This window comes from Blattabacterium sp. (Blattella germanica) str. Bge (assembly GCF_000022605.2).
Classification (GTDB): domain Bacteria; phylum Bacteroidota; class Bacteroidia; order Flavobacteriales; family Blattabacteriaceae; genus Blattabacterium.
In genome coordinates this window covers 592,686-616,599 of record NC_013454.1, presented here as the reverse complement: position 1 = coordinate 616,599, position 23,914 = coordinate 592,686, and the positions used below count along the sequence as shown (strand labels likewise).

The following is a 23,914-nucleotide window of genomic DNA, read 5'->3' as shown; positions in this document are numbered from 1 at the left end:
ACCTTTATTCAAAAAAAAATAAAAATATAAAACAATGATTCTAAGATATAATACAGATGAAATAGACAATACTATTGTCAAAAAATTAAATATAAATGCTAGAACTCCATATACTGAAATCAGTAAACAGATTAGCAAAGAAATAAAACCATTATCTGTTGGTACTGTTCATGTTAGAGTAAAAAAATTAGAAGAAGCAGGAATTATCAAGGGAAGTACTTTGATTATTGGATATGAATCTTTGGGTTTTCATTTAATAGCTTTTGTAGGAATTTTATCGGATTCTCGTGAATCTAAATTGGTGAAAGAAGAATTAAAAAAAATTCCTAATGTTGTCCAATTATATATTACCTCAGGAAAATATAATCTTTTTTGTAGAATTATTGCTAGAGACCCTTCGGATGCTAGAGATGTTATTTCTAAAATTGGAGAGATAAAAGGAGTTCTTAGAACGGAATCTACTATTTGTTTAGAAGAAAGCATTAATGATGAAAATAGATTGTTATCCAATATTTTACAAAAAAATCAATCATCTTATAAAAAAAAAACATGATGATATTATCATAATATAATTGATAATTAATTTTTGATACTTCTTCTTGAAATGAAAATTTCATCCTTCCGAAAAAATTGCATAGTTTCAATTTTTTAGGTTTTTAGGAAATGGCTAATTTCTTAAAGTTTTATACATATAAAAATATTGCAGATAAGATTTTAGTTCCAATTATTGCAGTCTTATCATTGACATTTTTTTTCCCAAAAAAAGAGATTTTTAAATATGAATTTTCAAAAGGAAAAAATTGGACTTACAGAGATTTATTTTCTCCGTTTTGTTTTGTTGTTCCAAAAAACAATCAAGATATCGATTTAGAAATAAAAAAATTGAAAGAGGATCAAAAAATATTTTTTATTCAAAACGAAAAAATAGTTAAAAACATAAAAAAAAAGCTAAAAAAAATTCCATTTCTAAAAAATAGAAAACATTATTCCAAAATCGTTTATAAAACAGTAAATACTGTGTACAAATATGGATATATAGATTCTATTCCAATTCCAGATATAACGGAACATAATAAAATTCATATAATTTTTTTTCAAAAAAACAAAAAATGGATTCCCATTTTATACAAAAAAATTTACACTCGCAAAAAGGTAAATCATATTATTGATAAAAATTTTCTTATAAATGGTTATCGTGTCAAGATTTTAAAAAGAATTTTAAAAAAAATTATCGTACCAAATTTTTTTTATAACCAAAGTTATACTGAATTTTTTTTTCATAAAAAAATTCAATCTATCAATAAAATAAAATATTCTTTTTCAAAAGGAGATAAAATTATCGGAAATAATGAAATAATAGATGAAAATAAATTTCAGATTTTATCTTATTTCAAAAAGGAATATGAAAATAAAGTATGGAATAAAAAAAAAGATTATTGTCTTATTATAGGGTATTTTCTTATCATTAGTATGATATTTACTTTATTTATATTATATCTTTTTTATTTTCAAAATAAAATCTTCCACAAAAATAGGGAAATTAATTTTTTAATAATCAATATACTGCTCATATCATTAATTACTATTTTAATTTTAAAATATCATTCTAAAATATTATATATAATTCCTTTTTGTATACTTCCTATAAGTATTCGTGCTTTTTTCAATTTTCACTTGAGCATCATTATTCACATAACAACCATTTTATTATTGTCCTTAATTGCCCCAAATAGTTTTGAATTTATTTTTATTCAATTAATTACAGGATTTTTAGTCATGCTTACAAAAAAAAACATTTATAAAATGGCGAACCTTTTTATTGCTGTTGGAAAAATAACCATTACTTATATAGTTACTTTTAGTTCACTTATTTTGATTCGTGAAGGGTCTTTAGAAAAAATTTCTTGGCATACTTTTTTCTTTATTTTTTTTAGTGGAGTTTTAACTTTATTTGTTCATCCATTAATATTTCTTTTCGAAAAATTATTAAATCTCACTTCTGATATTTCATTATTGGAACTATCGGATACAAATACTCCTATATTAAGATTGTTATCTCAAAAAGCTCCTGGTACTTTTCAACATGTTTTAACAGTAGCAAATATCGCAGAAGAAGCAGCTGTTGCTATTAGAGCCAATTCATTATTGGTAAGAATAGGAGCTATTTATCATGATATAGGAAAAATAAAAAATGCAAATTTTTTTACTGAAAATCAACATAATATAATTAATAATCCCCACGAAAAATTAAGTCCAAAAGAAAGTTCAAAAATTATTTTAGGACATGTTTCAATTGGAATTGAGTTTGCAAAAAAATATCATCTTCCTGATTCTGTTACTGATTTCATACGAACACACCATGGAAATAGCATTATTCATTATTTTTACGAAAAACAAAAAAAAAAATGTCCTAATATCAAAGTGGATAAAAGACAATTTCAATATTCTGGACCTAAACCTTTTTCCAAAGAAACGGCTATTGTTATGATAGCCGACTCTGTAGAAGCTGCTTCTAAAAGTATAAAAAATCCGTCTTCCAAAGATTTAGAAGACTTGGTAGAAAATGTTATTAACAAACAGAAAAAAGAAAATCAGTTTTCTAATGCGGATATTACTTTAAAGGAAATAGAGAAAGTAAAAAAAGTTCTTAAAAAGAAACTAATAAATATTTATCATACTAGAATAGAATATCCTAAAAGCTGATTATTTGTTTATTTAATAGATCTCCTTTAGATTTGTATTCTTTGGGAGAGTTGCCGGAGTGGTTAACGGAACAGTTTGCTAAACTGTCGGTATAGAAATACCGCGTGGGTTCGAATCCCACATTCTCCGCACGGGGTATGGCGTAGTTTGGTTATCGCGCCTGGTTTGGGACCAGGAGATCGTAGGTTCAAATCCTGCTACCCCGATATATAAGATCACGTAGCTCAAATGGATAGAGCTACTGCCTTCTAAGCAGTCGGTTACAGGTTCGAGTCCTGTCGTGATCATTTATTTTTTTCTTTTTCCTTCTAGAACTTCATCTATCATTCCGTATTCTTTTGCCTCTTGAGACGTCATCCAATAATCTCGATCTGAATCAATTTCTATTTTTTCAATAGGTACACCCGAATGTTTCGATATAATCTCGTAAAGTTCTTTTTTCAATTTTAAAATTTCACGAACTGTGATTTCAATATCTGATGCTTGTCCTTGTGTTCCCCCTATAGGTTGATGAATCATGATTCTTGAATGTTTTAATGCAGATCTCTTATTTTTGACTCCAGCACAAAGTAAAACAGCGGCCATAGATGCTGCCATACCAGTACAAATGGTAGATACATCAGGTTCTACAATTTGCATGGTGTCATAGATCCCTAGTCCTGCATAAACATCTCCTCCTGGAGAATTGATATAGATTTGTATATCTTTCACAGAATCTACAGATTGTAAAAACAATAATTGAGCTTGTACTATATTAGCTACTTGATCTTCTATAGGAGTTCCTAAAAAAATAACTCTATCCATCATTAAACGAGAAAAAACATCCATTTGAGCTACATTTAACTTTCTTTCCTCAACAATATAAGGAGTCATTGATTGAATAATATATTTATCTATTATTAAACTATTGATCTTCTTATGCTTAGTTGCATATAACATAAATTCTTCTGTTTTTTTTCTATAATCCATATGTTGAGAAGTTTTATTATTAAAGTTACTCATAATTAATCTCTTCTCTATTTTCATGCAAAATTTTGCAAAATAAATTCACTCATGCATAAAAAATATAGAAATTAGAAATTTTTAAAAACATTGAAATTGAATTTGTACAAAAAATTAGCAATACAAACAATTATCTATTCTATAGGATCCATTTTACCAAAGGTTATTAATTATGCTTTTTTAAAATTTTTTACTGTGTCTTTAAAAAGAGAAGAGTTTTCTCTTTATACAGATATGTATGCCTTATCTTTTCTAGTTATAGGGTTTCTTTCTTTTGGATTAGAAAATACTTATTTTAGATTTTTATATAAAAAAAATTATAATCCAGAAACTGTATTTTCAACAGGTGTTATAATACAATTATTGATCACCACTTTTTTTTTAATCATTTCTGTTAAATTCATAAAAAATATAACTTATTTAATTGGATATCAAGAACATAAGGATTATTTTTTGATGTTCTTATTCATCATATTTTTTGACACAATTTGCATTCTTCCTATGGCTTGGCTTCGTGCGAATGAAAAACCATTCAAACATACCGTTATAAATGTAATAAATATACTTATACAATCATTTTTAACAATATATATGTTTTTTTGTTTTAACAATCTTCACATTCAAAGAACTTGTTTTTTATTCATTTTTGAATGGATTAATTCTTTTACAGACAGAACAGGTTATATATTTTTCGCAAACATGATATCATCTTTAACTAATTTAGTTTTAGTTTTTCCTATTCTTTTAAAAAAAGTAATTATCAAAAAATTTGACAAAATTCTTGCTAAAAAAATGTTAAATTATGGAATTCCTATTATGTTAGGAAGCATTGCTTTTTCTATCAATGAAAATCTTGATAAGATCTTAATTAAAAGATGGGGGTCAGATGAAATAAACGGATCTTATTCTGCTTGTTATAAAATAGCATCTTTTATGAGTTTGTATATCAGGATTTTTAAATTGGGAATTGAACCTTTTTTTTTTAAAAAATCCATAGATTCTGATGCAAAATATTATTATGAAGAAATTAATTATATGTTTATTTTTTTCGGGTTAATTTTTTATGTATTAATATGTGGAAATTTACCTTTGTTTATAGAGTTTTTTATTGATAAAAAATATCACTTTGCCATGTCCATTATTCCTATAATCATGATGGGAAATTTATTTTTAGGAATTTATACAAATTTATCCATATTTTACAAAGTGATAGATAAACCCCTTATCGGAACTTATATTTCTTTTATAGGAGTATTAATTACCTTTTTATTTAATCTTATTTTTATTTTAATTCCTAATAGTAGTTTTATGATCCCGGCTTGGGGTACTTTAGCATCGTATGGATGCATGTTAATCATTTTATACATTTGGGGTAAAAAAAATTTTTTTGAATTTTGTGGAAAAAAAAGAAATATCACAATTCATTTTTTATTTGCAATTTTTTTAGTTTTTATAATCAATCATAAAAAACAAATAATATTTAGCTTTTTTTTTCAATTTTTTTATTTGATAATTATTTTTTTACTAGAAAAAAAAAGATTGATTAATTTAATCAAACAATAAAAGTAGATTTAGTGTGATAAAAAATGGATATCAATTAACTTTAATTGCTAATATAGAAAAATCTATTTCCATTAATTTAATGGAACGAAAATTGATATCAACAGGCATTTTGATTCAATTTTCCAAAAAAATGAAGTATCATTTTTTTTTGAAACAAAAATTAATAGAAGCTATTTGCGTTATTCATATTACAAAATATGAAAAAAATACGGTTTTATGTCAAGAAATAAAGATTCTTATAACAAACATTTTATTTGAAACAATGATCATTCAACCCAATGAAAAACTAGTTTTAGTAAACATATTTCAAGGAACTCAAATAAAATGGGAACCATGTTCTATTTTAAATACGAGCATAAGAGGAAGCAATGGTTTTGGAAGTACTGGAATATGAAATAAAAACATACATAACAAATGATGTAATATGAAAATTATAATTCCTATGGCTGGAAAAGGATTGCGTTTATATCCGCATACTTTAAGCACTCCAAAAGCATTCATCCATATTGCAGGAAAAACAATTTTGAGGAGATTGGTGGAAAGTTTTTCCGAAGTTATAAAAATTTTTTCGGTTCAAGAAATTATCTTCATTATAGGAAATAATGTCGGTAACATCGAAACAAAATTAATCAAATTAGCTAATGATATAGGAGTTCATCCTATTATTTATTATCAAATCACTCCGCTCGGAACAGCAGATGCTTTATTAAGAGCTAAAGATTCATTGAATGGAGAACCGGTTATTATTGCTTTTTCCGACACTTTATTTGATAACACTTCTTTAGAAAAGGAAATCACGAATCAAGTAGACAACATTATATGGACAAAAAAAGTCCAAAATCCTCATTTATTTGGAGTGGTAAAATGTGATTCTTCGGGAATTGTTACTCATTTTATCGAAAAGCCAAATAATTATGTTTCTAATTTAGCTATCATAGGTCTCTATTATTTTAAAAATAGTCTTTTCTTAAGAAAAGAACTGGAATCCCAATCTATATCATACAATAACAATCAAGAATATCAATTAACATCTGTTTTAGAAAACATGAGAAAAAAAGGAGAAAGATTCACTTACAAACAAGTTAAAGGATGGATGGATTTTGGAGATCAAAAAAGAACTATTTCTTCTAATTCAAAAATATTGTCTATTGAATCCAATCATTCACAATTGATTCATGAAAAATCAATCATAAAAAATAGTTTCATTATAAAACCCTGTTCAATTGGAAAAAATACAAAAATTGAGAATAGTATAATAGGTCCTTATGTTTCAATCGGAAAAAATACAAAAATCAAAAATAGCAATATAATAAGATCCTTGATTCAGGATGATACAAAAATTCAATATGCAAATTTGCAGAATTCTATGATAGGAAATCACACTTGTTATATAGGAGAAACTAAAGAAGTAAATTTAGGAGATTATTCTGCTTACAATTAATAACATTAATATTTTTTTTATATTTGGAAAAAAATCCCATTGAATGGATTTCGTTTCTATTTTGTTAATACTACTTGGAACTTTTGGAACCACAGAGATCGTGGTAATTGTCATTCTTGCACTTTTACTTTTTGGAGGTAAAAAAATACCGGAATTAATGAAAGGATTAGGAACAGGTTTGAAAGAATTCAAAAAGGCTTCTGAAGGGAAAGGGAAAGATTCTGAATCTGAAGAAGAATAAAAATTTCTTTCATTTTACGTTTGTTCATTAGTACTTTTTTTCTACAATTTTAGAAACTAATAATGGCAACGATAACGATAAGAAATATTATGTTTTTTATGCTCATCTTAAAAAGCTTGACTGTTCAATCTGTATCAAAGCCCTTTTTGGAACAAAAAAATGTAATCAACTTTCATAAAGATATTTATGATCAAAAATTAGATTTAAATAATATCTATATGGAAAAATTATGGAAAAAAATGTTTGGAGGAAAGAAAAAATCTTTATCTGGAAAAAAATTGTATCATAAAAAAAACATTGTTATTATTAATATAGATTCTGAAGAACTTAAACTCAGATTCAATTTTATAAATCAAAAATCTCAAATGAAGATATTTAAATACAACAGCATAGTCCATGCTTCTGTAGAAAGTTATCTTCGTATGGGAAAATATATAGGAAGAATTATTTCATTATCAGATTTTTATTTTCCTATGTTTGAAGAAAAACTTGAACATTATCGTCTTCCAAAAGAATTAAAATATTTAGCCGTCATAGAATCAAATTTAAATCCTATTATAACCTCCAAAGCCGGAGCACAAGGGATTTGGCAATTCATGCCTGAAACTGGAAAAATATATGATCTAAACATTAATAATATTTATGATGAAAGAAATGATCCTGTTAAATCAACAGAAGCAGCTTGCCGTTATTTAAAATTTCTATATCAAAAAATAGGAAATTGGGAATTGGTTTTAGCGGCTTATAATGCAGGTCCAGGAACCGTAGATAAAATATTGCAAAATCATCGGAATAGAAAAGATTTCTGGGGATTATGGGAATTTTTTCCAAAAGAAACCCAAAACTATATTCCAAAATTTATTGCAATTAATTATGTAATGAATTACTATAAGGAACATAACTTCTCTTCACATTATTCCTCTCCCTACAAATACAAATACAAAGAAACAGTTTTAATTCCTATAAAAGAAAAAATTTCTTTGAAATTTTTTGCCTATAGTTTAAATATGTCTTATCAAGATTTAATTCTTTTAAATCCACAATATATAGTGGATATGATTCCTCCTGGAAATAAGTTTTTTTTGAGATTACCAAAAAATAAAGTTTTCTTTTTAAAAAAAAATCATTAAAAAAAAATGATTGTAATGGACAAAGGGAAGCATATATTATAGCCCTTAACATTTTCAAAATTATGAACGAAAAAATTGAACAAAAAAGAAAATCATTAGAACTGGTTTTAGAAAAAATGGATAAAATATATGGGAAAGGAACTGTTATGCGAATGGGAGATTCTCATATAGAAAATTTAGAAATTATTTCTTCTGGATCTTTAAGCTTAGATATAGCCTTGGGAATCTATGGATTTCCAAAAGGTCGCATTATTGAAATATTTGGACCAGAATCTTCAGGAAAAACGACTGTTGCTTTACATGCAATAACTCAATCTCAAAAATTAGGAGGATTTGCTAGTTTTATTGATGCGGAACATGCTTTGGATTGTCTTTATGCTCAAAAAATAGGAGTGAATGTCAAAGAATTAATAATTTCTCAACCAGATAATGGAGAACAAGCACTTGAAATAGTAGATAATTTAATTAGATCTGGTGTAATTGATATGATCGTAGTAGATTCTGTAGCAGCTTTAACTCCTAAAAGTGAAATAGAAGGAGAAATGGGGGATTCTAAAATAGGATTACAAGCTAGATTAATGTCTCAAGCTTTGAGGAAGCTAACTTCTAGTATAGGAAAATCAAAAAGCATTCTTATATTTATTAATCAATTAAGAGAAAAAATAGGTGTGTATGGAAATCCGGAAGTGACAACAGGCGGAAATGCGTTGAAATTTTATTCCTCAATACGATTAGATATTAGAAAAGGAAATCAAATTAAAAATGGAGAAAAAGTATTAGGAAATAGAACAAAAGTAAAAGTAGTGAAAAATAAACTTTCTCCTCCTTTTAAAATTGCTGAATTTGATATAATGTACGGAGAAGGAATTTCAAAAATCGGGGAAATACTGGATTTAGGAGTTGATTTAGGAATTATCAAAAAAAATGCATCTTGGTTTAGTTATGGAGATATGAAATTAGGTCAAGGAAGAGATTCTGTAAAAGAATTTTTAAAAGGAAAAAAAAACATTATAAATGAAATACAAAAAAATATAATCAATCAATTCAAAAATAGAAAGTGGTAATATATTATATATGAAAATTACTTTTTTAGGGACTGGGCCTTCTCAAGGAATTCCTATTATTGGATCTAAACATCCAGTATGTTTATCTAAAAATCCAAAAGATAATAGATTAAGAAGTTCAGTTTTAATTGAAAAAAATAAAAAACATTTTTTAATTGATTGTAGTCCAGATTTTCGTTATCAAATGTTGCGAAGTAATCATGAAAAATTGGATGCTATTTTTATTACACATGAACATCATGATCATATAGGAGGATTTGATGATATAAGATCGATTTATTTTAATATGAATAAACCTATCCCTGTTTATGGATTGCGTAGAGTTTTAGAAAATATAAAAAAAAGATTTTTTTATATTTTTTCAGAAAATAAAAAATCAAATACGTATACATCAAAAATATCTGTACATGAATTAGATCATTATAAAGATTTCTTTTTTGTAGAATATTTTAAAGTATTCCCTTTGTCCATATGGCATGGCTCTCTTCCTATTTTAGGTTTTCGAATAGAAAATTTTGCATATATTACAGACGCTAGTGATATTCCTTTTAAAACAATTCAACGATTAAAAGGATTAGATGTTTTAATTTTAAATGTTTTAAGAAAAGTACCAAAACATCCTTCTCATTTTACGCTTTCCGAATCTTTAAATGTCATTCAAAAAATTTGTCCTAAAAAAACTTATCTGACACACATTAGTCATATGATTGGTTTTCATAAAGAAATTGAAACACAATTACCAAAAAATGTTTATTTAGCTTATGATGGATTAATCGTATATGAAACATAAAATATTTTTGCATAGAACATATAACTCGTTTTTATATTAAACAATTAAAATAATATGCAAATAAAAAAAATTTTTTTCTCCACCAAAATAACTTCTTTTTTATTCTTATTGTTGGCTATATCTATGGCTATAGCTACTTTTATAGAACAAAAATATTCTACCAGTGTAGCAAAAATATTTGTTTATGAATCTACTTGGTTTGAAATTATAATGTTATTAATTATAATCAACCTAATAGGGAACATATGGAAATATAAATTATGGAATCATAATAAATTTCCTCTTTTTATTTTTCATTTATCATTTGTATTTATTTTCATTGGAGGAATTTTTTCTAGATATTATAGTTTTGAAGGAATAATGTCTATAAGAGAAGGAGAAATGAATAGAAAAATTGTTTCTATAAAAAATTACATTAAATTAAAAATTCATCAAGGAAATGATACCAGATTTTATAATGATCCCTATATTCTTTCTACTTATCATAAAAAATATCAAAAAAAATTCTTTTTTAAGGATAATTCTTTGAAAATAAAAATTATAGATTATATACCGTGTGCTAAAGTTTTTTTTTCTAAAAAAAAATCAGAAGAAAAAATTGTAAAAATTATTTCAAACGATCAAAAAGGAAGAACGGAAAATTTCCTGAAAGATGGAGATATTACGAAAATCAATGGTATAATATTTTCTCTAAATAAAAAAATTCCTTACGGAATACAAATTTTTGAGAAAAATGATAAAATATTTTTAAAATCTTCTTTTTCAGGAAAATGTATAAACATGATCAATAGAAAAACCTATTTTTTATTCAAAAACACTTTTGATATTTTAAGAATAAAACATTTGTATCGAATGAAAACAGATCATGGAATAATCCAGTGGGTTATTCCAGAAGGAATTGAAAAAGGAAAATTAGAATATATCAAATCATGTGAAAAAGAAGAAGATAATAATAATTTATTAAATGCTATAACAGCAGAAATATCTTTTAGAGATCAATCTAAATTAGTGACCTTTTTGGGCGGAAAAAATACAACAAAAATGAGTGATCCTTTATTATTTAATAAAGATTACCAAATATCCATTGGATATGGATCTATATTTTTGTATCTACCTTTTTTCTTGCGATTAAATCATTTTCAAATAGAAAATTATCCAGGATCTGGATTCCCTTCATCTTTTAGAAGTCATATTACACTTATAGACAAAAAAAAGAAAAAAGATTATTTGATTTCCATGAACAATGTTCTCAACTATAAGGGATATAGATTTTTTCAATCTGGATATGATCCAGACGGAAAAGGAACTCATTTTTCTGTTAATAATGATTATTTAGGAACCTATTTTTCCTATATGGGTTATGTTTTGATGAGTATAGGGATGTTTCTTACTTTATTTTGGAAAGGAACTAGATTTTATAATATGAAAAATAAATTGAAAAATTTATATTCTAAAAATTATTCAATATTATTTTTCATATTATTTCTATTGATAGGAAATCATAATGCTTTTGGTTCTCCTCAAACACATAATCAAATACACGAATTTAAAAAATTTCCTATAGAAAATGTTTCTGACGCTATTCATATTCCTAAAAAACATAGTGAAAATTTTGGACGTTTACTAGTTCAAGATTCTAAAGGAAGAATAAAACCTGTTAATACTATAGCTATTGAACTTCTTAGAAAAATACATAAAAGGAATTCTGTAGAAAATATAGACGCAAACCAATGGTTTATCTCTATTCATCAAGATAATATATTCTGGACAAAAATTCCTTTTATTAAAGCAGATAAAAAAGGAGGATCTAAATTTTTAAATAAAGTCAAAGCAAATGGAGAATGTTATGTATCTCTGATAGATCTTTATATTTTAGACTCCAAAACATCAAGATTAAAATTTATACTTCAAGAAGACTATGAAAGAGCTTTTTCTAAAAATCCTATACAAAGAGACGAATATGATAAAGCAGTCCTCAGTATTAGTGAACGTGTAGGGATTCTTCATGAAATTTTTCAGGGAAAATATATTCGTATTTTTCCGATTCCAAATGACGAAAATCATACTTGGTCTAGTTGGATTTTATCAGAATCAAATAGATTAAATCCTTTGGGGTTCTCTATGTTTAATAATTATCTAAAATCTTTATTATATGCTCAAAATGAAAAAAATTGGCGTATTGCAGATAATGAAATAGAAAAAATACGACTCTATCAAATCAAACATGCTAAATCTATTTTACCTTCAGTAAATAAAATATCCCTAGAAATTCTTTACAATAAACTCAACATATTTTATGTTTTATCATTCTTATATGCCATTTTTGGGAATTTTTATCATTATCAATTCTTTTTTGATCATTTTCTTTCAAAAAAAATATATGTTTTTTTTTCTAAAATATTTTTTTTCATTTTATATGTTTTATTTTTTTCACATTTTTTAGGTTTAATTTCTAGATGGTATATTTCTGGACATGCTCCATGGACTAATGGATATGAATCTGCTATTTTTATTAGTTTTTGTTTAGTTGGAATAGGTTTTTTATTTCATAAAAATCGATTTGTTTCAGGTCCCACAGTTTTCATAGCATCTGTTCTATTAATGATAGCACATGGAAATGCAATGGATCCAGAAATAACAAATTTAGTTCCAGTTTTAAAATCTCATTGGTTAATTATACATGTCGCCACAATAACAACTAGTTATGGTTTTTTTTTCACAGGATCTTTTTTAGGATTTTTTGTGTTACTTTTATATATATTGAAAGCCAATTTTCATTATTATAGTAAAATAATTCAAATTCATATTGAAAAATTAACTATTATTAATGAAATGTGTCTAACCATAGGACTTTTTTTATTAACAATAGGAACTTTTTTAGGTTCTGTTTGGGCAAATAATAGTTGGGGACGTTATTGGAGTTGGGATCCAAAAGAAACCTGGGCTCTGATTAGCATTATGATTTATGCTTTTGTGTTACATATTCGCTTAATTCCATCCATGAGAAGTATATTTATTTTTAATTTTTGTAGCATATTATCAATAAGTTCTATTATTATGACTTATTTTGGAGTGAATTATTATTTATCTGGATTACATTCTTATGCTAAAGGAGATCCTCTTTCTGTACCTTCTTGGATATATTATAGCTTATTCATTTTGTTAATTTTCACAATTTTTGCCTATTATTCTGCAAAATTTCATAACATTACAAAAAAAATAGATAAATAAACAGTGAATTTTCATTCATCTTTTTTTAAGAAAACAAAAAAGAAACATTTGAAAAAAAAAGAAAGTACTCTATTTAGAGACGCATTTGGAAATTTACATTTTATAAAACGTTTTTTAATTTTCACTTTTGGTTGTATTTCTTACAATCGTTATAATGGATTTAATCAATTAAAATTGAAAGGAACGGAATATCTAAAAAATTTACCTGATAAAAGAGTTCTCTTTGTCTCAAATCATCAAACTTATTTTGCAGATGTTTTTGCTATGTTTCATGTGTTTTGCAGTGTAAAAAATGGATTCATAAATAGCATTAAGAATCCTATTTATCTTTTAAATCCAAAAGTGAATCTGTACTATGTTGCGGCTCAAGAAACCATGAATCAAAGTTTTTTAACAAAATTATTTACTTATTCTGGAGGAATAACTGTAAAAAGAACATGGAAAGAAGGAGATAAAAAAGTAAATCGTTCCGTAAATAGATCTGAGATAACTCGTATGGGGATAGCTCTGAATGATGGATGGTTAATTACTTTTCCACAAGGGACAACCCAGGCATTTGCCCCCGGACGAAGAGGAATTGTTCATGTAATCAGAAAATATAATCCTATAGTTGTTCCTATCGTAATAGATGGATTTCAAAAAGCTTATGATAAAAAAGGTATTCGAATTAAAAAAAAGGGAGTGTTACAAAAAATGAAATTTAAAGAACCTATTCAATTAGATTTAAAAAAAGACACCACTGATAATATTATGGATAAGATCATGGATGCGATAGAACAGTCCCCTAAATATTATAGAAAAAATAATTCTTAAATGATGTATTATGAAATACAAATCGATAAGAGATACTTTTCTCGGTTTTTTTAAAAAAAAGGAACATAAAGTTATTCCTTCTTTTCCCATTCATTCAAAAAATGATCCTTCACTTTTTTTTATCAATGCAGGAATGAATCCTTTTAAAGATTATTTTTTAGGACACATTCAACCGGATTATTCAAGAATAGTCAATGTTCAAAAATGTCTTAGAGTAACTGGTAAACACAATGATTTGGAACATGTGGGATATGACAATTATCATCATACCATGTTTGAAATGTTAGGAAACTGGTCTTTTGGAGATTATTCTAGAAAAGAAACAATAGAATGGGCCTGGGAATTGTTAATTCAAGTTTATAACATTCCAAAAAAAAATATTTACATATCTGTTTTTATTGGAGATAAAAAAGAAGGATTATCCATGGATTATGAAACTTTTAAATATTGGAAAACTTTAATAAGCGAAGAAAATATTCTTTTTTTTGGAAAAAAAGAAAATTTTTGGGAAATGGGATTGACAGGTCCTTGTGGGCCTTGTTCAGAAATTCATATAGATTTACGCAATGAAAAAGAAAAACAAATGTTATCTGGAAAACATCTTGTTAATAAAAAACATCCAAAGGTTATAGAAATTTGGAATCTTGTTTTTATAGAATTCTTACGTAAATCAGATGGAAAATTAGAAAAACTTACGAAAAAACATGTTGATACAGGAATGGGATTGGAGAGATTATGTATGATATTACAAGAAAAATTTTCTAGTTATGAAACTGATATTTTCTTTCCAATTATTCAAAATATAAAAGAATCTTTGGGTAAAATTTATAAAGAAGATTTTCATCAAAAAGTATCCATACATATAATAGCAGATCATCTAAGGGCTATTGTTTTTTCTATTTCAGATGGAGTATTTCCATCAAATAATGGAGCTGGTTATGTGATCAGACGAATTCTTAGAAGAGCCATCATTTATGCAACTCGTTTTTTATATAAAAAAGAGCCTTTTATTTATCAATTTGTAGATTCTTTAGTAAAAGAAATGAAAAGTTATTTCCCAGAATTGATGGAAAAAAAAGAATACATAAAAAATGTAATTCAGGAAGAAGAATTGTCTTTTTTAAAAGTTATTGAAAAAGGAAATCATAAAATTCAATACATCATAGAAAAAGCTAAAAAACAAAATGAAAAAATTATTGATGGAACAACCATTTTTAAATTATATGATACTTATGGTTACCCTATAAAGTTATCTAAAATGTTAGTTGAAAAAAATAACTTGTTAATTGATGAAAAATTATTTCATGAAAAATTGTTAGAACAAAAAAATAGATCCAAAAAAGAAAATCACACAATAGAAAAAAAAGATTGGATTGAAGTACATAATCATCAATTCATTCACGAAAATGTAAATTTTGTAGGATATGATATGATAAAATGTGACGTATTGATTTTAAAATACAGAAAAGTAGAAAATAAATTAGAAAAAACTCATTATTATGAGTTAGTTTTTTCAAAAACTCCTTTTTATCCTGAAGGAGGTGGACAGTTAGGAGATACTGGATTCATAAAAAATGAGACTGATGAAGTTTACATTTTTAATACTAAAAAAGAAAATTCCATTATTATACATTCTGCTAAAAAATTGCCTTCAGATGTTTTTTCTTCTTTTAAAGCTATAGTTGATAAAAATAGAAGATTAGAAATTGAGAAAAATCACACTTCTACTCATTTATTACATTTTTCTTTGAAAAAAATCTTAGGAAATCATATTCAACAAAAAGGGTCTTATGTAGGAGAAGACTATTTACGATTTGATTTTTCTCATTATCAAAAAATAACTGTTGAAGAATTGTATAAAATAGAAAATTTAGTTCAAGAATTAATTTTTTCTGATCTGATTCTAGAAGAAAAAAGATTTTCTTCCTTACAAGAAGCTGAAAAAAACATTTCTTTTTATAAAAGTGAAACATTTGAAAATAAATACAAACAAGAAGTGCGAGTCATAACTTTTGGAAAATCATCTGAATTATGTATTGGAACACATGTTAAACATACTGGATTGATTCAAATTTTTAAAATTATATCAGAATCTTCTATATCGTATGGAATACGGAGAATTAAGGCTATAACTTCAAAAAAAGCAGTACAATACTTAAAATCAATCCATGACCAATATCAATCTTTCAAAAAGATGATGAAGTATCCGGAATCTCCTTTTAAAAGTTTTCTCATTTTACAAAAAGAGAATCAAGAATTGAAAAAAAAAATATCAGAAATTCGTTTACAGCAAATGATAACACTCAAAAAAGAATATTCTTTAAAAGCTATTCAATTCTCTTCAATTAACTATATATGTGATATTGATCTATCTAAAGAAAAAGATATTAATCTTATTAAGAAAATAGTTTTGGATTTAAGAAATGAAATATCTAATTTGTTTATGATTGTCGGATTTATAAAAGAAAACAAACCGGTGATTTTCATATCTATTTCCGATTCTATAATTCAAAGCAAAAACATTCATGCTCACAAAATAATATGTAAAATGACATCTTATATACATGGAAAATATTGGGGAAAGTCTTTTTTTGCTACAGCTATAGGAACTGAAAAAAATGGATTAAGTTTGGTTTTAAAAGATGCAATAGCTATAAAAAATCATTTCAAATAAACAATAAACTTTGATAGATGTTTAAAATGTTTAAATTTGAAGTAAAAAATAGTATATGAGTGATAGATATTCTTTTCTAAATACTATTCATTTTCAAGATTTAGAATTTCTATATAACAAGTATAAAAAAGATCCTAATTCAATAGAATCCAGTTGGAGCGCTTTTTTCCATGGATTTGATTTTGGAAAAGAAAATTACAAAACCGATCGTCAATCAATAAATCAAGAAAATCACAAAAAATTTTTAAAAAATGAGAATGAAATTGATATCATCCACAAGGAATTTTTGGTGTTTAATTTGATTCATGCTTATAGAAAAAGAGGTCATTTTTTTACTCCTACAAATCCTATACGAGAAAGAAGAAAACATTTTCCTTCTTTGGATTTAAAAAATTTTGGTTTATCTGATAAAGAACTTGACATATCTTTTGAAGCTGGAAAATTAATAGGTCTTGGAAGAACTTCATTAAGAAACATAATCGATTATCTAAAAAATATTTATTGTGGATCTATAGGAATAGAATACATGTATATTTCCAACCCTGACAAAATTCAATGGATTGAAAAATGGTTTCAAAAAGAAAAATTGCAATTTTCTGCAGAAGAAAAAAAGTTTTTTTTGAAAAAATTAAATGAAGCAGTTGCGTTCGAAAATTTTATTCACACCAAATTTGTGGGGCAAAAAAGATTTTCTATAGAAGGAAATGAATCTGCATTACCTGCATTAGAAGAGATGATAGAATATACATCCAGAAAATATTTTACCGAAGATTTTATAATTGGAATGTCACATAGAGGACGTATAAATCTTCTTTCTAATTTTTTTCAAAAAAATCTTTCTCAAATATTTAGTGAATTTCAAGGAAAAGAATACAAAGAAAAAACCTTTTCTGGTGATGTAAAATACCATCTTGGATTTTCTAAAATCAGAAAGACTAGTCAAGGACGATATATTAAAATGAATTTAGTTCCTAATCCTTCTCATTTAGAATCCGTAGATGCTATTGTAGAAGGAATTACACGTGCAAAAATAGATATTATTTATAATCAAAACAGTAATTCAGAAAAAATTATTCCTATTTTAATTCATGGAGATGCAGCGTTAGCAGGTCAGGGGATTGTATATGAAGTTATTCAATTATCTAGATTAAAAGGATACAAAACTGGAGGAACAATTCATATCGTACTAAATAATCAAATAGGTTTTACCACAAATTATACTGAAGGACGTTCTAGTATTTATTGTACTGATATAGCAAAAATTGTTCTTTCTCCAGTGTTACATGTTAATGCAGATGATGTAGAATCTGTTATACGAGCAATTCATTTTGCTGTAGATTTTAGAATGCAATATCATGAAGATGTTTTTATAGATTTACTTGGATATAGAAAATATGGACACAATGAGGGAGATGAACCTAGGTTTACACAACCTTCTTTATATAAAGCTATTTCTAAACATCCCAATTCTTACAATTTGTATAAACAAAAATTAGAAAAAGAAGGAATCATTAATAGTGATGAAATAATCAATATGGAAAAAGAATATGAACAGATTTTGAATGGAGGATATCATGAAGCAATAAATATAAAATGGAATGTATTGAATTCTTTTTTAGAAGAAGAATGGAAAAATTTTCCTATTGTATCTAATCATGAAGATATTTTTCATAAAGTCGATACTCGAATTCCAATGAAAAAAATTGTAGATATATCCAATCAAGTTTTTTCTCTTCCTAAGAATAAAAAATTCTTTAGAAAAACGGAATCGATTTTTCAACAAAGATTAGAAATGATTCAGCTTAAATTGGTGGATTGGAGTATGGCAGAAATACTAGCGTATGGAACACTTTTGGATGAAGGTGTTCATATTCGGTTATCAGGAGAAGATGTGGCTAGAGGAACATTTTCTCAACGTCATGCCATTGTAAAAACGGAAGAAGAGGAAGAAATTATTCTATTGAATCATATCCGAATGGGACAAGGAAAAATGCAAGTTTATAATTCTCCTCTTTCAGAATATGGAGTTTTGGGTTTTGATTATGGATACGCTATGTATTCTCCTCATGTTTTAACCTTATGGGAAGCTCAATTTGGAGATTTTGGAAATGGGGGACAAATTATAATAGATCAATACATCTCCTCTGGAGAAAATAAATGGAAAATTAGCAATGGAATTGTTTTATTACTTCCTCATGGATATGAAGGGCAAGGGCCAGAACATTCATCTGCACGTGTAGAACGTTATTTGCAACTTTGTGCTAACAATAATTTATTTGTGGTCAATTGTACGACTCCAGCTAACTTTTATCATCTTTTAAGAAGACAAATGAAATTGAAATATAGAAAACCTCTTATAGTTTTTACTCCCAAAAGTTTACTTAGAAATCCAAAATGCTTATCTACAATAGAAGATCTTTCTGAAGGAAAATTTCAAGAAATTTTGGATGACCCCTCTGTGATAGATATTCATCAAATTACTAGATTAATTTTTTGTTCTGGAAAAATATATTATGAGCTTCTCAATAAAAAAGAGGCCCTTAAAAACGATAAAACGGCATTAATTCGCATAGAACAAATTTATCCATTAAAAATGGAAAAAATTAAAGAATTACTTATTAAATACAAAAACAAAAAAGAAGTTTTTTGGGTACAAGAAGAACCAGAGAATATGGGATTATGGAGTTTTATTTTAAGAAAATTGGGAAGTATAATATCATTCAATTTAATCGCTCCATCTGAGAGTTCTAGTCCATCTACAGGATCTTATCCAGATTTTTTAAAAATTCAAAATAAAATATTAGAAAAAGCTTTTTTTTGATTTTTTGTAATAATTTAAATTATGATAACATATGATAACAAAGGTTAAAGTCCCTTCTCCAGGAGAATCCATTACGGAAGTAGAGGTTTCCACATGGCTCGTTAAAGATGGAGATTATGTATCTAAAGGTCAAACATTAGCAGAAATTGATTCAGATAAAGCAACTTTAGAAATTTCTGCAGAAGAGAATGGAGTGATTACTTTGATGGTAAAAAAAGGAGATAAAATACGAGTTGGAGATGTTTTGTGCCTTATCGATTCTTCTAAAAGTAAAAAAAGTACAAAGGAACTCAATCAAAACATTGAAAATCAAGAAGAAAATAATAAAAATAAAAAAGAGGTTTATTTAGAAAATACGAAAACAAAAATTCTTTCTCCAGCTTCAAAAAAAATCTTGAAAGAAAAGAATATTCCCATTGAATCTGTTCAAGGAACAGGAAAAGATGGAAGAATTACAAAAGCCGATTGTATTTTGATTGAAAATCAGAGTTCTTTTCCGTCTATAAGTAGATCTATTCCAATATATAGATCAAAAACAATAACATCTCTTTCTTCTCTAAGAAGAAAACTTTCTGAAAGATTAGTATCCATAAAAAATGAAACAGCGATGCTAACTACATTCAATGAAGTTGATATGCAAGAAATTTTTTTTATAAGAAAAAAATACAAAAATCTTTTTAAAGAAAAACATGGAGTTCATTTAGGATTTATGTCTTTTTTTACTCTTTCTTGTGTAAGAGCATTGCAAATGTATCCAGATGTTAATGCTATGATTAATGGAGAAGAAAAAATTAATTTTGAATATTGTGATATTAGTGTGGCTATATCTGGACCTAAAGGATTAATGGTTCCTGTGATAAGAAATGCGGAACATTTATCGTTTCGTGGAATAGAACAGGAAATTTTTAATTTATCAACACGTGTTCAAAATGGGACAATATCTATAGATGAAATGACAGGTGGGACATTTACCATTACTAATGGTGGTGTTTTTGGATCCATGTTATCTACTCCAATCATAAATCCACCACAAAGTGCAATATTAGGAATGCATAAAATTATGGAAAGACCTGTAGTTATTGATGGATCTATTGAAATACGTCCTATGATGTATTTAGCTTTATCCTATGATCATAGAATAATTGATGGTCGGGAATCTGTTGGATTTTTATTATCTATTAAAGAATCTATAGAAAACCCAGTAAAATTTTTAATGGGAGAAAATGAAAAAAATATTTCTAAAATATTAGAATTATGAAAAAAAAGTATATTCAGAATATCAACTGAACTGATATGAGAAATACTTTTTTTGTTTTTTTTTCTCTTATTATTTTGTTTTTTTCGGAAGGAATTAGCAAAATGGATCAAAATTATGGTCATTTTAAAAAAAAAGAAAATCAAACATATAATTCTAATTCTACAAATCAGACATCTTCCATTAAAATAATTTTTATGTTGCCTTTGTTTCTGAGTTCCGTTAAAGACGAAAAAATAGATAATGAAAATAAACAGTTGAGTGAAAATGCTTTATATTTTTATCTTGGAGCTAAGAGCGCTATTGATTTTCTTTTATTAAAAAATAAAAAAATCAATGTTCAAGTTTTTGATACTAGAAATGAAAGAAAAAGAATTATAAACTTTATTCATTCGTATGATCTGTCTCATAATCATGCTGTTATAGGACCTTTTTTTCGCTCTTCTTTAGAAGAAGTCGCTAAAAATAACAAAAAAACGCCTATTATTTCTCCTCTGTCGGCTTCTGATTCTTTAAATGCTTATCCAAATGTTATTCAATCTGAAGCAAAAGATATTTATCTTTCGGAACCTATTTTAGAAGAAATTAAACTTATTTATCAAAATAATAAGATAAAAACTTTATATTTGCTAGGTGAAGATCCATCTAAAAAAATGACAACTTTTATAAAGAAAAAGTTATCGCAATGGAATGTTCATTTCCAAATTTTTTATTTGAAGAATAATTTTTTTAATATTAAAACGAGTCATAACCTTCCTTTTTTTGCTATTTTTTTAGGAGGAGATTTTTTTATAGGAAAAGAATTTATTGATTTTGTTAAAAACAACAAAAAAATAATCCCTTTTGGAATAGGTTATCATAATGTTTATTATAAAAACATTTCCTTATTAAGAGAATATAAATTTCTATTCACAACAAAATATCATTTCAACAAAAATGATGAAAAAAAAAGAAAAATGTTTCATTTTCTTAAAAAAAAATTTGGAAATTACTTCAACAAATATCAATTATTGGGATTCGATTTAACCTACGACATAATAGAAAAACTTTTTGAAAATAAAAATTTATTTAAGACAATAGATCAAAAATCTTTCTCAGGATTAATTAGTAAGTATAAATATCAGAAAATTTCTGATAAAGGAGGATATATAAATAAAGGATTGTGGATTATCCATTTATAATTTTCAATTTCTAATATAAGGATTTTGTTTGTTTTTATTTCCAATATTCATTTTTTTCATTTGAATTTTTATGATTTGAATTTGATCATGTAATAAACCAGAAATATCCATTTTTTTTGCTTCCAATAATAAAAGTTCAGCTCTCTTTTTATCTCCTTTTGATAAAGAGGCTATTGCTAAGTTCAATTTTGCAATGGCGATGTTTTGTTTAAATTTTAGTCCAAAATCTAAAGCCTTCTGCATATAATTTTCTGATTGGAGTATATTTTTTTCCGAATAGAAAATTCCATTCAAAAAATAATAATAAGCCATTTGATTTTTAGTAAGTTGTAATTCTGGTTTTTTGATATATCCTAAATACTTTTTCAATCCTTTCATATCTTTCTTCCGTATTTGAAAAAAAGCCAATAATAAAAATTCATTTCTAAAAAGAAAAAAAATAGGAATCAGACTTAATAAAGTTAGAAAACTTCCACAGAAATAATTTTTCTGAAAAAAGAAAAAAACAGATACCGAAAAAATCAATAGAAACAATATTATTTTTGAATATTTACTCATATTTTTTTATCAGAATAAATATGTTTTTTTTTAATCCAATTAACAAGATCTTGATAATTTAGACTGTTCAAAGAATGTCCAGATTCATATTCTTTGTAATACAAAGAAAGTATTTTTTTTTTCTTAAGAAATTTTAATCCTTTTTTTGTCCAATTTAAAGGAATTACTGTATCATATTTTCCATGAGATATAAAAAATTCTAAATTAGTATAAATATTTGGATTTGTTTCGATCGGCAAAATGCTTTCTTCTAAATATCCACTTAAAGCGATTACTTTTTTTATTTTATTAGTATTTTTTAAAGCTATAGCATAGCTTAAAATAGCACCTTGACTAAACCCACATAACCAAACTTGATTTTTTTTTAACTCATATTCTTGAATAGCTTCATCTATAAAAAATGATATTTTTTCAATAGTTTTTTTAGCTTGTAAAATATTGATAAATTTTTTTTCATTAGAAAAATCTATATCATACCAGGAATATTTATCTGTTCCAATAGGATAGAGCCCTTGAATACTAATTATGAAAAGATTTTCAGGAATATCTTTTTTGAAATAAAAAAGATCTCTTTCATTACTTCCATATCCGTGAATCATCAAAAAAAGAGTCGTTTCATTTTCATTGGCTGGTTTTTTTATAATATGTTTAATAGAAAGTTGATTTTTGAGTTGATTGTTTAAAAGCATAAAATAATATTTTATTTTTTATTCATTTGATAGACTCTTCCATTTTCTATTTTTAGTTTTTCATCAGCCATATCTGCTAATTGCATATTATGAGTGACAATTAAAAAAGTTTGTTTTAGTTTTTTTCTTAGAAAAAAGAAATTATGTAATTCATCTGCATTTTTTCTATCTAAATTCCCAGAAGGTTCATCTGCAAAAATAACTTTAGGGTTATTAATTAAAGCCCTTGCTACTGCTAATCTTTGTTTTTGTCCTCCTGATAGTTCTTCTGGTTTTGAATCTTCATGTTTAGAAAGATTTAATTTATTTAATAAGCTTTTAGCTTTTTTTTTTACATCATTTTTATTTTTTCTGTTTATAAAGCCCGGTAAACAAATATTTTCTAATACAGTAAATTCAGGAAAAAGTTGAGGAGTTTGAAAAATAAAACCTATTGTTTGATTTCTTAAAATAGAAAGTTCTTTATCTGAAAGATGAAAAACTTCTTTTCCATTGACTTTTAGAACAGTTTTTATTTGTTTCTTGAAAGTAGGTTTTTCCAAAGTTCCTAGTATATGCAAAAGAGTACTTTTTCCTGCTCCAGATTCCCCCAAAATACACACCATATTTCCTTCTTTCACAAATAAATTTACTCCTTTTATGACTTCATCTTTTCCAAAAGATTTGTAAATATTTTCAGCCTGAATCATTTTTCTGTATATTATAGTGAGACTTTTATTTGTAATGTAGAATAGGAATCAAATTAACAAGTTAAAGAA

19 protein-coding genes and 3 tRNA genes are annotated in these 23,914 nt (G+C 25.9%); 18 read left to right on the top strand and 4 right to left on the bottom strand.

Features of this window, described 5'->3' with window-relative positions; translation table 11 throughout:
• Positions 1-34 precede the first annotated feature (34 nt).
• The 5 genes from BLBBGE_RS03020 to BLBBGE_RS03000 all read left to right on the top strand — a co-directional run bounded on the left by BLBBGE_RS03020 (position 35) and on the right by BLBBGE_RS03000 (position 2,990).
• Complete coding sequence (locus BLBBGE_RS03020) at positions 35-553, top strand: Lrp/AsnC ligand binding domain-containing protein (protein ID WP_012841125.1); 519 nt, start codon at positions 35-37, stop codon at positions 551-553.
• 110 nt (positions 554-663) lie between these two features.
• The gene (locus BLBBGE_RS03015) at positions 664-2,703 is read left to right on the top strand and encodes an HDIG domain-containing metalloprotein (RefSeq protein ID WP_012841124.1); all 2,040 of its coding nucleotides are present in this window, start codon (positions 664-666) and stop codon (positions 2,701-2,703) included.
• A 44-nt stretch (positions 2,704-2,747) separates the two neighbouring features.
• Positions 2,748-2,832: transfer RNA gene (locus BLBBGE_RS03010), tRNA-Ser, on the top strand.
• Between the two features lie 2 nt (positions 2,833-2,834).
• Positions 2,835-2,909, top strand: a tRNA-Pro gene (locus BLBBGE_RS03005).
• A gap of 7 nt (positions 2,910-2,916) precedes the next feature.
• A tRNA-Arg gene (locus BLBBGE_RS03000) sits at positions 2,917-2,990 on the top strand.
• A 1-nt stretch (position 2,991) separates the two neighbouring features.
• Here BLBBGE_RS03000 and clpP read toward each other — a convergent pair.
• A complete protein-coding gene (gene clpP / locus BLBBGE_RS02995) occupies positions 2,992-3,672 on the bottom strand; it encodes an ATP-dependent Clp endopeptidase proteolytic subunit ClpP (RefSeq protein ID WP_041936804.1) in 681 nt (226 codons plus the stop codon).
• 129 nt (positions 3,673-3,801) lie between these two features.
• On the opposite strand from clpP, the gene BLBBGE_RS02990 reads away from it, so the two are divergent.
• From BLBBGE_RS02990 to BLBBGE_RS02930, 13 genes are all read left to right on the top strand, one after another.
• A complete protein-coding gene (locus BLBBGE_RS02990) occupies positions 3,802-5,268 on the top strand; it encodes an oligosaccharide flippase family protein (protein WP_041936803.1) in 1,467 nt (488 codons plus the stop codon).
• 13 nt (positions 5,269-5,281) lie between these two features.
• A complete protein-coding gene (locus BLBBGE_RS02985; protein WP_012841121.1) occupies positions 5,282-5,662 on the top strand; it encodes a dUTP diphosphatase in 381 nt (126 codons plus the stop codon).
• A 30-nt stretch (positions 5,663-5,692) separates the two neighbouring features.
• On the top strand, positions 5,693-6,709 hold the full coding sequence (locus BLBBGE_RS02980) for a sugar phosphate nucleotidyltransferase (RefSeq protein ID WP_012841120.1): 1,017 nt from the start codon (positions 5,693-5,695) through the stop codon (positions 6,707-6,709).
• Positions 6,710-6,752: 43 nt separating this feature from the next.
• Positions 6,753-6,950: a twin-arginine translocase TatA/TatE family subunit gene (gene tatA, locus BLBBGE_RS02975; RefSeq protein ID WP_012841119.1), complete on the top strand. Its 198-nt coding sequence runs from the start codon at positions 6,753-6,755 to the stop codon at positions 6,948-6,950.
• A 98-nt stretch (positions 6,951-7,048) separates the two neighbouring features.
• Positions 7,049-8,080: a lytic transglycosylase domain-containing protein gene (locus BLBBGE_RS02970; RefSeq protein WP_226989456.1), complete on the top strand. Its 1,032-nt coding sequence runs from the start codon at positions 7,049-7,051 to the stop codon at positions 8,078-8,080.
• A 62-nt stretch (positions 8,081-8,142) separates the two neighbouring features.
• A complete protein-coding gene (gene recA / locus BLBBGE_RS02965) occupies positions 8,143-9,144 on the top strand; it encodes a recombinase RecA (protein WP_012841117.1) in 1,002 nt (333 codons plus the stop codon).
• A 10-nt stretch (positions 9,145-9,154) separates the two neighbouring features.
• Positions 9,155-9,934, top strand: a complete 780-nt coding sequence (locus tag BLBBGE_RS02960; protein WP_012841116.1) for an MBL fold metallo-hydrolase — start codon at positions 9,155-9,157, stop codon at positions 9,932-9,934.
• A gap of 54 nt (positions 9,935-9,988) precedes the next feature.
• A complete protein-coding gene (gene ccsA, locus BLBBGE_RS02955) occupies positions 9,989-13,165 on the top strand; it encodes a cytochrome c biogenesis protein CcsA (protein ID WP_012841115.1) in 3,177 nt (1,058 codons plus the stop codon).
• Between the two features lie 48 nt (positions 13,166-13,213).
• Positions 13,214-13,978 carry a lysophospholipid acyltransferase family protein gene (locus tag BLBBGE_RS02950; protein WP_012841114.1) on the top strand — a complete coding sequence of 255 codons (765 nt, stop codon included), beginning with the start codon at positions 13,214-13,216 and terminating at the stop codon, positions 13,976-13,978.
• Between the two features lie 10 nt (positions 13,979-13,988).
• Positions 13,989-16,652: an alanine--tRNA ligase gene (gene alaS / locus BLBBGE_RS02945; RefSeq protein WP_012841113.1), complete on the top strand. Its 2,664-nt coding sequence runs from the start codon at positions 13,989-13,991 to the stop codon at positions 16,650-16,652.
• A gap of 55 nt (positions 16,653-16,707) precedes the next feature.
• Complete coding sequence (locus BLBBGE_RS02940) at positions 16,708-19,473, top strand: 2-oxoglutarate dehydrogenase E1 component (RefSeq protein WP_012841112.1); 2,766 nt, start codon at positions 16,708-16,710, stop codon at positions 19,471-19,473.
• A 31-nt stretch (positions 19,474-19,504) separates the two neighbouring features.
• On the top strand, positions 19,505-20,731 hold the full coding sequence (gene odhB / locus BLBBGE_RS02935; RefSeq protein WP_012841111.1) for a 2-oxoglutarate dehydrogenase complex dihydrolipoyllysine-residue succinyltransferase: 1,227 nt from the start codon (positions 19,505-19,507) through the stop codon (positions 20,729-20,731).
• A gap of 35 nt (positions 20,732-20,766) precedes the next feature.
• Complete coding sequence (locus BLBBGE_RS02930; protein WP_012841110.1) at positions 20,767-21,909, top strand: hypothetical protein; 1,143 nt, start codon at positions 20,767-20,769, stop codon at positions 21,907-21,909.
• A gap of 3 nt (positions 21,910-21,912) precedes the next feature.
• Here BLBBGE_RS02930 and BLBBGE_RS02925 read toward each other — a convergent pair whose 3' ends face one another.
• From BLBBGE_RS02925 to BLBBGE_RS02915, 3 genes are read right to left on the bottom strand one after another with little or no spacing between them, the layout of a single operon-like run.
• Positions 21,913-22,467 (bottom strand): hypothetical protein, encoded by a 555-nt coding sequence (locus BLBBGE_RS02925; protein ID WP_012841109.1) that lies wholly within the window; start codon positions 22,465-22,467, stop codon positions 21,913-21,915.
• On the bottom strand, positions 22,464-23,156 hold the full coding sequence (locus tag BLBBGE_RS02920) for a phospholipase (protein ID WP_012841108.1): 693 nt from the start codon (positions 23,154-23,156) through the stop codon (positions 22,464-22,466). The genes BLBBGE_RS02925 and BLBBGE_RS02920 overlap by 4 nt, the downstream gene beginning before the upstream one ends.
• Before the next feature lie 11 nt (positions 23,157-23,167).
• Positions 23,168-23,845 (bottom strand): ABC transporter ATP-binding protein, encoded by a 678-nt coding sequence (locus BLBBGE_RS02915; protein ID WP_012841107.1) that lies wholly within the window; start codon positions 23,843-23,845, stop codon positions 23,168-23,170.
• Positions 23,846-23,914 lie beyond the last annotated feature (69 nt).